The sequence below is a fragment of the Citrobacter sp. wls829 genome (assembly GCF_005280825.1).
In the GTDB taxonomy this organism is placed as follows: domain Bacteria; phylum Pseudomonadota; class Gammaproteobacteria; order Enterobacterales; family Enterobacteriaceae; genus Citrobacter; species Citrobacter gillenii.
Genome location: NZ_SZWP01000105.1, coordinates 110,345 through 121,319 on the forward strand (window position 1 = coordinate 110,345; position 10,975 = coordinate 121,319).

Below are 10,975 nucleotides of genomic sequence, written 5' to 3' on the forward strand. Positions count from 1 at the left end.
TGCGCTCCCGCCGTATGCCGGGCGACAAAATCGCTAATCCCGTTAATATCTATATTAATTGTGTGCACTATCCACTCAACTGAGGATCCACCATGAGTCATTTCCGTCCGGTTGAATTACACCATGCCAGCCGACTGTTAAATCACGGTCCAACGGTCTTGATAACCAGTCGTGATGAAAATACGCAGCGGCGAAATGTGATGGCGGCGGCGTGGTCCATGCCCGTTGAGTTTGACCCGCCGCGTATTGCCATTGTGGTGGATAAGACCGCCTGGTCGCGTGAACTCATTGAACGTAACGGCATGTTTGGCATTGTCATTCCCGGCGTGGCGGCAACTAACTGGACCTACGCGGTGGGCAGCGTTTCTGGTCGCGTGGAAGATAAATTTAACTGCTACGGCATTCCGGTAGTCAAAGGTCCGGTGCTGGGCTTACCGCTGATAGAGGCTAAATGCCTGGCGTGGATGGAGTGTCGCCTGCTGCCTGCAACATCTGCGCAAGAGAAGTATGACACCCTGTTCGGCCAGGTTGTTTCCGCTGCAGCGGACGATCGCGTCTTTGTCGACGGACGCTGGCAGTTCGATGATGACAAACTCAACACCCTGCATCATCTCGGTGCGGGCACCTTTATCACCAGCGGAAAACGCATTACTGCAGGTGAGTGATCGGAACGGATGACAGCCCCCTGTCATCCACGTTTTTTTATTCTACTTTTTCTTAAAACTTCCAAAAAAAACAATTGGATAAAACAGCCACCGTGACCTTGCCGATTCATTCATGTGAATTATAGTTAAGTTTGCTCTAATTCAAATATTTAACCAAAACGCTATCCGTAGACACCGCACGTCCTGAAGTCTCTGAGAGGATTTACGATGCAACTTAATAGAATCGCACAAAGTTTACTCCTGGCTGGGTTATTAACATCGTTTGCCGTCCCAGTTATGGCTGCTGAAGCGCCAAAAGACGCCACTGCCGCCACGCAACAGGCCAACAATGCGCTATACAATCAACTGCCCTTCTCTGATAACACCGACTTTACTGACGCCCATAAAGGCTTTATCGCCCCGATTCCTCAGGAGGTGATTAAAGGTGAGCAAGGTAACGTGGTCTGGAACCCGCAACAGTACGCCTTTATTAAAGAAGGTGATAAATCACCGGATTCGGTTAACCCAAGCCTGTGGCGACAGGCTCAGCTAATCAACATCAGCGGACTGTTTGAAGTAACGGATGGCGTCTACCAGATCCGTAACCTCGATTTGTCGAACATGACGATTATCGAAGGTAAAGAAGGCATCACCGTGGTTGATCCGCTGGTCTCTGCTGAAACAGCTAAAGTAGGGATGGATCTTTACTTTAAAAACCGGGGTAACAAACCGGTTGTAGCGGTAATTTACACCCACAGCCACGTTGACCATTATGGCGGCGTACGCGGCGTTGTTGATGAAGCCGACGTGAAAGCGGGCAAGGTGAAGATTTATGCGCCAGCTGGCTTTATGGAAGCCGCGGTGGCAGAAAATATCATGGCCGGTAACGTCATGAGCCGTCGCGCCAGCTATATGTACGGTAACCTGCTAAAACCGGACGCCAAAGGCCAGGTCGGCGCGGGACTCGGCACCACCACCTCTGCGGGCACGGTTACTCTGATTGCACCCACCAATATCATTGAGAAAGATGGGCAAAAAGAAGTTATCGACGGTCTGACCTATGATTTCATGTTGGCACCAGGCTCTGAAGCCCCGTCGGAAATGCTGTGGTACATCGAAGAGAAAAAGCTGATTGAATCTGCCGAAGATGTCACCCATACCCTGCACAACACTTACTCGCTGCGCGGCGCTAAAATCCGTGAACCGCTGCCGTGGTCAAAATACATCAACGAAGCGATTGTGCGCTGGGGGGACAAAGCTGAAATCCTGATGGCGCAGCACCACTGGCCAACCTGGGGTAACGACAAGGTCATGACACTGCTGAAAAGCCAGCGTGACTTGTACCGTTACATCAACGATCAAACGTTACGTATGGCCAACGAAGGTCTGACCCGTGACGAGATCGCCGCGAACTTTAAACTGCCGGACTCGCTGGCACATACCTGGGCCAACCGGGGCTACTATGGCTCTGTTAGCCACGACGTGAAAGCCACCTACGTGCTGTATCTCGGCTGGTTTGACGGCAACCCGGCCACGCTTGATGAATTACCGCCGGAAGAAGCCGCGAAGAAATTCGTCGACTATATGGGCGGCGCCGATGCCATTTTGCAAAAAGCGAAAGCCGACTATGACCAGGGTAACTACCGCTGGGTGGCGCAGGTCGTGAGCAAAGTGGTGTTTGCCGATCCGAACAACCAGGCCGCGCGTAATCTGGAAGCCGATGCGCTGGAACAATTAGGCTACCAGGCTGAATCCGGACCGTGGCGTAACTTCTACCTCACCGGCGCACAAGAGTTGCGTAACGGCGTGATCAAAGGGCCAACCCCGAATACCGCCAGCCCGGATACCGTCCGCGCGATGACGCCAGAAATGTTCTTTGACTATCTGGCAGTGCATATTAACGGGCAGAAAGCGGGCGACGCGAAATCAGTATTCAACATCGACCTCGGTAGCGACGGCGGTAAATACAAGCTGGAGCTGGAAAACGGCGTGCTAAACCACACCGCCAATTCTGAAGCCAAAGACGCAGACGCAACTATCACGCTCAACCGTGACACGTTGAACAAAATCATCCTTAAGGAAGTGACGCTGAAACAGGCTGAACAGAGTGGCGATGTGAAGGTGACCGGTGACGGCGCTAAACTTGATTCTATGCTGGGCTACATGGATAAATTCGAGTTCTGGTTCAATATCGTTACCCCTTAAACATAACGTACAACGGGCGGATTATCCGCCCGTTTTCTCTCACATACTGTAACCCGGTTTTTTAATCAGCGTATCCATGTGCGGTGCGATTTCCCTATCCCACACCTGCTGCCAGGCTTTTGGGTCAACCTCATTGAGCGCGACGCTCACCGAGCTGTCTTTACTTTGCAGATGGCGAACGATCACCTCGGTAATCTCCGCCGCCAGCGCGGATTTTTGTTCGTCATTCAAATCGCGGGGAAAACATTTAATATCAACGTGCGGCATAGCAGGTTCCTTATTATTGTCTTTACGCGGACTCGCGTACGATAAGATGAAATCCGACATCGATAATATCGTCTTCACGAGGAATGTGCTCAATTCTGTCGGCGAGCAGCGAGGCGGCCCGCTGTCCAATGGCGCGTCGGTCTACGCTGACGGTGGTAATTGCCGGGCGATTGCTAGCGGCAAAATCAAGATCGCCAAAGCCCACCACCGCTAAATCGTGTGGTACCGCCAAACCACGGCTTTCCGCCTCCATAATTGCCCCCTGCGCGAGGGTATCCGAGCTACAGACAATCACATCAAATTCGCTGTCGGCAAAAAGCTGCGTCAAGCCACTGCGTCCCAACGCCAGCGAAGCCGGAAGCGGCACATCCACCTGCGGCACCGTGGTAATGCCATGGCGACTCAACACATCACAGAGTCCGTGTTTACGCTGACCTGCGCGGCGATCGGCGGTCCATAACAGGCCCGGGCGACGATAACCTTTTGCAAGGAGATAGTCAGCCACCGCCTGCCCGACTTTTTCGTGCGAGAACCCCACCAGCATATCGATGGGGGTTGGCGTCAAATCCCAGATTTCCACCACCGGAATGGCGGCGTTGAGGATCACTTTTTTCAGCTCAACGGTGTGGTGGATACCCGTGAGCACCACGCCGTCCGGTCGACGAGAAAGCAGCGTTGCTACCAGCTCGGCTTCGGTTTGCTGCGTATACCCAGCTACGCACAGCAAGATGTGATACCCACGTTCAGCCAGTTTGTCGCTCAGCGACTGAATGGTATCGACAAACATATTGTTGTTAATTTGTGGGACCACTACCGCAATCAGTTTGCTGCGACGTGAGGCCAACCCCCCCGCCAGTGCGTTGGGAATATATCCGGTGGCGCGAACGGCCTGCATCACCTTTTCTACTGTTTTCGGGCGCACCATTTGCGGGGTATTCAGCGCCCTGCTTACGGTCATTGGCGATAATCCCGCGGTGCGGGCAACATCTTCCAACGTTGGTGCGCGGGGAGGTCTGGAATTTTTCACGGTTGATGCCTTTGTAAAAATCGCCGATGGATTTGTGCATTATTCATCATGATTTCGGCCATTGCCAGCATCCCTGGTGCATAACGCAGAGAAAACAGCAGCTTAGTGAAATAACGCCTTGTAAAATGTTAGCGCCATCATAATGATTTGTGCATTTTCACACAATGCGTTGGAATGTGATGCTGTTTATAAAAACAGCCCCTGTTATCTCCGCATTTGTGATCGATTGTTCAAATCAGAAGCAATTTACTGGCGTAATGATTGCGCCATCATTAAAAATGTTAGCGCAATCATTTTATAACCACCAGGAGAGAACAAGATGTCACTAAGTGCGAATTCCGATGCCGTAACTTATGCCAAAACGGCCAACGCAAAAACAGCGGCTGAAACAGGCGACCGTATTGAGTGGGTAAAACTGTCTCTGGCCTTTCTGCCGCTGGCAACGCCAGTCAGCGATGCTAAAGTGCTCACCGGTCGCCAGAAACCGTTAACTGAAGTCGCCATTATCATCGCTGAGATCCGCAGCCGTGACGGATTTGAAGGGGTGGGATTTAGCTACTCGAAGCGCGCAGGCGGTCAGGGTATTTATGCGCATGCCAAAGAGATCGCCGATAATCTGCTTGGCGAAGATCCGAACGATATAGACAAGATCTACACCAAATTGCTGTGGGCCGGCGCTTCCGTTGGCCGCAGCGGGATGGCGGTCCAGGCCATCTCCCCTCTCGACATCGCCCTGTGGGATATGAAGGCCAAGCGCGCGGGCCTGCCGCTGGCAAAACTGCTGGGCGCACATCGCGACTCCGTTCAATGCTATAACACCTCCGGAGGATTCCTGCATACGCCGCTGGATCAGGTGCTCAAAAACGTGGTTATCTCCCGCGAAAACGGCATTGGCGGCATCAAACTGAAAGTCGGTCAGCCAAACTGCGCCGAAGATATTCGTCGCTTAACCGCGGTGCGTGAAGCGCTGGGCGATGACTTCCCGCTGATGGTTGACGCCAATCAGCAGTGGGATCGGGAAACCGCCATTCGCATGGGCCGCAAAATGGAACAGTTCAATCTGATCTGGATTGAAGAGCCGCTGGATGCCTATGACATTGAAGGCCATGCTCAACTGGCTGCTGCGCTTGATACACCGATTGCCACCGGCGAAATGCTGACCAGTTTCCGCGAGCACGAGCAGTTGATCCTCGGCAACGCCAGTGATTTTGTGCAGCCCGACGCCCCACGCGTGGGCGGTATTTCTCCATTCCTTAAAATTATGGACCTGGCGGCAAAACACGGGCGCAAGCTGGCTCCGCACTTTGCCATGGAAGTGCACCTGCATCTGTCCGCCGCTTACCCACTTGAACCGTGGCTGGAACATTTTGAATGGCTGAACCCGTTATTCAATGAACAACTGGAACTGCGCGATGGTCGGATGTGGGTTTCAGATCGCCATGGTCTGGGATTCAGTATTAGCGAACAGGCACGCCGCTGGACGCAGTTAAGCTGTGAATTTGGCAAGCGCCCTTAACGTATCTGGCGGGGAATAATACCCGCCCTCTTTCCCTACAGAAACGCTCTCAAACCTAATAACAGGAGTGGGTGATGAACACAATAATAAAGCGCACTAAAGTGCGTTACAGTATTTTGATATTTCTGTTTCTGGCCACCGTATTTAATTATGCCGATCGTGCAACGTTATCCGTTGTCGCACCGATTATGAGTAAAGAGTTGGGTTTTGACCCTGAAGCAATGGGGCTGGCCTTTTCTGCATTTGGTATTTCATACGTCATTATGCAATTGCCAGGCGGCTGGTTACTGGACCGCTACGGCTCTCGCCTGGTGTACGGCTGCGCGCTGATCGGCTGGTCGCTGGTGACCATGTTTCAGGGCACCATTTATCTGTACGCCAGTCCGCTGATCGTATTGATTATCTTACGTCTGATGATGGGCGCTATCGAAGCCCCCGCCTTCCCCGCCAACAGTCGCCTGAGTGTACAGTGGTTTCCTAATAACGAGCGCGGGTTTGTCACCTCGGTTTATCAGGCAGCGCAATATATCTCGCTAGGCATTATTACGCCGCTGATGACCATCATATTGCATAATTTGAGCTGGCATTTTGTCTTTTATTATATCGGGGCAATTGGCGTTATTCTGGGTATATTCTGGCTGGTTAAGATCAGAGATCCGATGCATCACCCGAAAGTTAACCAGCAGGAACTTGACTACATTCGTGATGGCGGTGGCGAACCATCGTTGGGAAATAAGAAAGAACCACAAAAAATCACCTTTGCGCAGATTAAAAGCGTTTGCGTCAACAGGATGATGATCGGGGTTTATATCGGGCAGTTCTGTGTCACATCCATTACCTGGTTCTTCCTGACCTGGTTTCCAACTTATCTGTACCAGGCTAAGGGAATGTCGATTCTCAAGGTCGGGTTTGTCGCCAGTATTCCTGCGATTGCCGGTTTTATCGGTGGATTGTTAGGTGGCGTATTCTCTGACTGGTTATTGAAACGCGGCTACAGCCTGACGGTTGCCCGCAAGCTGCCGGTCATCTGCGGGATGCTGCTTTCCTGCGTGATTGTTATCGCCAACTACACCTCTTCAGAATTTGTGGTGATTGCCGCCATGAGCCTGGCATTTTTCGCCAAAGGTTTTGGCAATCTGGGCTGGTGCGTACTCAGCGATACCTCACCAAAAGAAGTGTTGGGCATTGCCGGAGGTGTGTTCAATATGTGCGGCAACATGGCCAGTATCATCACCCCACTGGTTATCGGCGTCATCCTTGCCAATACCCAGTCGTTTGATTACGCCATTTTATACGTCGGCTCGATGGGGCTGATTGGGCTGTGTTCGTATCTGTTTGTCGTCGGACCGTTGGATCGTATTACCCTGACGCCGTCCGTCGCATGATTTAACCGTATGGCGATATTTCGCCCGCTGTTCCGGGACTTGCACTCCTGCGGAACAGCGTTTTTTTACGGCTACGATTTGCTCAGCGCTCGCTGCATCGAGGTTAGCCATTTTCCCGCGGCGCATAGCGCGCCCCGGTTCACAGCACCTTCGACAAAAACTGCTGTGTGCGCGGATGACGCGGATGATTCAGTACCTGCTCGCTGCTACCCTGCTCGACGATTTTACCATCGACCATAAACACCACCTGATCCGCCACCTCCCGGGCAAAACCAATCTCGTGCGTCACCACCACTAACGTGGTACCGGACTTTGCCAGGCCTTTAATGACATCCAGCACTTCGCCCACCAGTTCAGGATCAAGCGCGGATGTCGGTTCATCAAACAGCATCACACGCGGGTTCAACGCCAGCGCACGAGCGATGGCGATACGCTGCTGCTGCCCGCCAGATAAATGGCGTGACCAGGCATCGGCTTTATGCCGCAAGCCTACCGCATCCAGCAGGGTTAATGCCCGCTCGGTAGCGGATTTCCGTGACGCGAGTCCGTGAGCCACTGGCGCTTCAATCAGGTTCTCCAGTACCGTTAAGTGCGGGAAGAGATTAAAGTTCTGAAACACATAGCCCACATTAATGCGCTGGCGCAGAATATCCGCCTCTTTCAGTTCATACAGTTTGTCTCCCTGTCGGCGATAACCTATATAGTCGCCGTCGATCTGAATGAAGCCTTCATCGACGCGCTCCAGATGGTTGATGGCCCGCAGTAACGTGGATTTTCCCGAACCCGATGGCCCGAGAATAACCGTTACCGTACCAGGCGGGATCTCCAGCGACACGTCATCCAGCGCTTTATGGCGGCCGAAGGACTTGCTGACGCCAGTAATGGAAATATGGCCTTCAGGCGAGTGGGACATGGACGACCTCCTGAGGCGTAAGTTGACGGCGACCTTTAACTGCGCGGCTGACGCGGGTGGTATTGATGGCTGAGCGCCGTTCGCTGCGGGCCAGCGCGCGTTCAACCAGGTGTTGAATCAGCGACAGAACGCTGGTGATCGCCAGATACCACACCGCCCCAACCATCAGCAACGGGATCACCTCCTGGGTACGGTTGTAGATCATCTGGATGGTGTAAAACAGCTCCGGCATCGCCAGCACGTAAACCATCGCCGTGCCTTTCGCCAGGCTAATAATTTCATTGAAGCCGGCAGGCAAAATGGTGCGCAGCGCCTGCGGCAGGATAATGCGCAGCGTGCGTCGCCAGGCAGGTAAACCCAGCGCTGCCGCAGCCTCATACTGGCCGTGATCGACACCGAGAAATCCGCCACGAATAATCTCGGCGGTATAGGCGCTTTGCACCAGCGTCAAACCCACTACCGCGGTAGAAAACTGACCCAGTACATTGATGGTCGCGAAGCTGCCCCACTGAACGTGGGTGAAAGGAATGCCAATCGTCAGCGTGTCGTACAGATACGAGAAATTGTATAAGATTATCAGCACCACGATCAGCGGCAGCGAGCGAAACAGCCAGATGTATCCCCAGGCCAGGCTATTCAGCAGCCACGATGATGAGAGACGTGCCAGTGCCAGCAATCCACCGAACACCACACTCAACAGTGTGCCGATAAGGGTCAGCAGCAGCGTTTGCCCCAGACCGGACAAAATTACCGGGTCGAAGAACCAGCGGGCAAACACGCCCCACTCCCAACGCGGATTAAACGCCACCGACTGGATAATCACCGCCAGCACAAACAGCGCGACTATCGCACCTGCCGTGCGCATCGGATAGCGTGCCGGGACGACTTTGATGGTTTCCGTCGTTTTCATTTTTTCTCCTCAGGCAATTTTTGCCTGACCTGCGATGGTCAACAGTTTGGTAAAGCGCAGCCGACCGTCAAATGGCGGCAGGCTGTACTCTTCCGGGTTACGTGCAATATCAAATTGTGGATCGTACCCCTGACGCAAATAGAGCTGAACGGCCTCCGGTTGGCGAAACCCTGTCGTCAGGTAGATACGGCTGTAGCCCGCCAGTAGCGCCCGTCGTTCCAGTTCCTGTACCACGCGCGCCGCCAGCCCCTGCTTACGCAGGGTGCTTTGGGTCCAGATGCGTTTAATCTCAGCCGTGTCTTTGTCGTAAGGTTTGTAGGCCCCGGTGGCGATAATCTCGCCGTCGCGCTCCAGCACCACAAAGATCCCCTGCGGCGCCAGATACCATTCAGTCAATTCAACTTCAGCATCACGGGAAAAATAATCGCCATAGCGCGCGGCATATTCAGCAAACAGACCGTTCAGAATCGGCTGCAGTTCTGCCGCCTCCGGCGAGACCACGCGGAATTGATCGCTCACGTTACCTCCTTAGTCGCCTAAACCGGCCGGGTTGATTTCAGATTGTGGAATGCGTTCCACCCCCTCTCCCCAGCGATTCAAGACTTTGTCGTAGTCACCGTTGGCGATCACACCGTTAAGTGCGGTTTGCACCGGCTGCACCAACCCGCTGTCTTTTTTCAGCGTTACGGCGATATGCGCGGCCTTTGGCCAACCACCGTCGACGCTACCCACGAGTTGCGTTTTTCCATTGAGCGCTGCTTTCCACGCGCCGATAACGTTAGGGCCAAAATAGGCATCGGCGCGGCCTGACTGTAGCGCCAGCGTCTGGGCGGCATCATCCTTGGTATAGACTGGCGTAAACGCCGGTAACCCTTTCTTCAGGTTCTCTTCATTCCATGCCAGAAGAATGGCTTCCTGGTTGGTCCCAGAGCCGACAATAATGCGCAGCCCGGCGATATCTTTTGCCTGTTCAATTTTGGTCAACTTACTGCCGGTTTTGACGTAAAAACCGAGTGAATCTTTACGATACGTGGCGAAGTCGAACTTTTCTTTGCGCGCTTTGGTGACGGTAATATTGCTGATCGCAGCATCATATTTGCCGGAAGCTACGCCCAACGGCCAGTCTTCCCATGACGTTGGCACCACGTTCAACTCCAGCCCCAGACTGTCGGCCACCAGACGGGCGATATCCGCCTCGCTGCCGATCAGCGTTTTATTGTCATCTGCAAACACCGTCAGCGGCGGCTGGCTCAGTCCGGCAATCGCCACCGTGAATTTACCCGGTACGGCCAGCTGCAGCCTGGCGGGCAACTGCGCGATCGCCTGCGCGTTTTTAACCGTGTTAATCGGCGTTTTATTGGCCTCCAGGCTTACACCCGTGCCGTTGATGGTGACATCGTTTGCCCAGACGGAAGCGCTGAAAGCCAGAGACAGCGCCAAAAGTAATGATTTTTTCTGCATCGTGTTTGTCTCTTATTGTGTGAATTGATTGGCAGGTGTCGCTAAGCCAAGGCTGGCACGCAAAGTCGTGCCGGGGTAGTCAAGACGGAACAGACCGCGCGCCTGAAGTAACGGGATCACCTGTTCAACAAAGCGTGGGAAGGTGTCCGGCGTGCCGCCCTGAATGATAAATCCGTCGGCGGCTCTCTCATCGAACCACTGCTGCAGGCCGTCAGCCACCTGTTCCGGCGTACCGCTAAAGCGGGGGCGTGGGCTGGCCGCTTCCAGCGCAGCCTGGCGCAGGGTTAACCCGCGCTCACGTGCATTACGCTTGATTTCATCGGTAGTGCTGCGAAAACTGTTTTGCCCAAGATCGCCAAGATCCGGGAACGGCGCATCAAGGGAATATTGCGCGAAATCGTGATGTTCAAAATAGCGGCCGAGGTAATTCAGCGCGTCGTTAATGGAAACCAGCGCTGCGGTGGTTTGATATTGCTGTTCAGCATCCTGCTCGCTGTCACCCACAATGACGCTGATGCCCTGGAAAATATGCAGGTCATCGTCACCCCGCCCCGCTATTTCCAACTGGCTTTTCACATCCTGATAAAAAGCTTTGGCCTCTGCCAGTGATTCCTGATGGGGCTTTGTTGAATAAATCGAACTTTTGC

9 protein-coding genes and 1 pseudogene are annotated in these 10,975 nt (G+C 53.5%); 4 read left to right on the forward strand and 6 right to left on the reverse strand.

Annotation, left to right across the window (positions count from 1 at the left end; all coding sequences use genetic code 11):
- Positions 1–92 precede the first annotated feature (92 nt).
- Together FDW88_RS21360 and FDW88_RS21365 are read left to right on the forward strand one after the other, a co-directional pair.
- Entirely contained in the window at positions 93–665 is a 573-nt protein-coding gene (locus FDW88_RS21360; RefSeq protein ID WP_137363322.1) for a flavin reductase family protein, read from the forward strand.
- 207 nt (positions 666–872) lie between these two features.
- Positions 873–2,849 (forward strand): alkyl/aryl-sulfatase, encoded by a 1,977-nt coding sequence (locus FDW88_RS21365; RefSeq protein ID WP_137363323.1) that lies wholly within the window; start codon positions 873–875, stop codon positions 2,847–2,849.
- A 39-nt stretch (positions 2,850–2,888) separates the two neighbouring features.
- Here FDW88_RS21365 and pptA read toward each other — a convergent pair whose 3' ends face one another.
- Complete coding sequence (pptA, locus tag FDW88_RS21370; RefSeq protein ID WP_096757011.1) at positions 2,889–3,116, reverse strand: tautomerase PptA; 228 nt, start codon at positions 3,114–3,116, stop codon at positions 2,889–2,891.
- A gap of 22 nt (positions 3,117–3,138) precedes the next feature.
- Positions 3,139–4,074 (reverse strand): LacI family DNA-binding transcriptional regulator, encoded by a 936-nt coding sequence (locus FDW88_RS21375; RefSeq protein ID WP_371414760.1) that lies wholly within the window; start codon positions 4,072–4,074, stop codon positions 3,139–3,141.
- A 388-nt stretch (positions 4,075–4,462) separates the two neighbouring features.
- Here FDW88_RS21375 and FDW88_RS21380 point away from each other — a divergent pair, with 388 nt between their 5' ends.
- Both FDW88_RS21380 and FDW88_RS21385 read left to right on the forward strand, forming a co-directional pair.
- A complete protein-coding gene (locus FDW88_RS21380) occupies positions 4,463–5,659 on the forward strand; it encodes an L-talarate/galactarate dehydratase (protein WP_135912026.1) in 1,197 nt (398 codons plus the stop codon).
- A 74-nt stretch (positions 5,660–5,733) separates the two neighbouring features.
- Positions 5,734–7,044 carry an MFS transporter gene (locus tag FDW88_RS21385; protein ID WP_135912025.1) on the forward strand — a complete coding sequence of 437 codons (1,311 nt, stop codon included), beginning with the start codon at positions 5,734–5,736 and terminating at the stop codon, positions 7,042–7,044.
- A 139-nt stretch (positions 7,045–7,183) separates the two neighbouring features.
- Here the strand turns inward: FDW88_RS21385 and FDW88_RS21390 are convergent, their stop codons facing one another.
- The 4 genes and pseudogenes from FDW88_RS21390 to FDW88_RS22515 all read right to left on the reverse strand — a co-directional run.
- A complete protein-coding gene (locus FDW88_RS21390) occupies positions 7,184–7,957 on the reverse strand; it encodes an amino acid ABC transporter ATP-binding protein (RefSeq protein WP_137363325.1) in 774 nt (257 codons plus the stop codon).
- On the reverse strand, positions 7,941–8,867 hold the full coding sequence (locus tag FDW88_RS21395) for an amino acid ABC transporter permease (RefSeq protein ID WP_117342809.1): 927 nt from the start codon (positions 8,865–8,867) through the stop codon (positions 7,941–7,943). Before FDW88_RS21395 ends, FDW88_RS21390 begins: the two co-directional genes overlap by 17 nt.
- Positions 8,868–8,876: 9 nt before the next feature.
- Positions 8,877–9,386, reverse strand: a complete 510-nt coding sequence (locus FDW88_RS21400; protein WP_096757005.1) for a GNAT family N-acetyltransferase — start codon at positions 9,384–9,386, stop codon at positions 8,877–8,879.
- Positions 9,387–9,395: 9 nt separating this feature from the next.
- Positions 9,396–10,975: pseudogene (locus FDW88_RS22515) on the reverse strand (LLM class flavin-dependent oxidoreductase); the annotation flags it as partial.

What these genes read in the sequence shown, in the direction of transcription:
- FDW88_RS21360 (WP_137363322.1), top strand. Translation starts at nt 93, where the DNA reads ATGAGTCATTTCCGTCCGGTTGAATTACACCATGCCAGCCGACTGTTA.
- FDW88_RS21365 (WP_137363323.1), top strand. Translation starts at nt 873, where the DNA reads ATGCAACTTAATAGAATCGCACAAAGTTTACTCCTGGCTGGGTTATTA.
- pptA (WP_096757011.1), bottom strand. Translation starts at nt 3,116, where the DNA reads ATGCCGCACGTTGATATTAAATGTTTTCCCCGCGATTTGAATGACGAA.
- FDW88_RS21375 (WP_371414760.1), bottom strand. Translation starts at nt 4,074, where the DNA reads ATGACCGTAAGCAGGGCGCTGAATACCCCGCAAATGGTGCGCCCGAAA.
- FDW88_RS21380 (WP_135912026.1), top strand. Translation starts at nt 4,463, where the DNA reads ATGTCACTAAGTGCGAATTCCGATGCCGTAACTTATGCCAAAACGGCC.
- FDW88_RS21385 (WP_135912025.1), top strand. Translation starts at nt 5,734, where the DNA reads ATGAACACAATAATAAAGCGCACTAAAGTGCGTTACAGTATTTTGATA.
- FDW88_RS21390 (WP_137363325.1), bottom strand. Translation starts at nt 7,957, where the DNA reads ATGTCCCACTCGCCTGAAGGCCATATTTCCATTACTGGCGTCAGCAAG.
- FDW88_RS21395 (WP_117342809.1), bottom strand. Translation starts at nt 8,867, where the DNA reads ATGAAAACGACGGAAACCATCAAAGTCGTCCCGGCACGCTATCCGATG.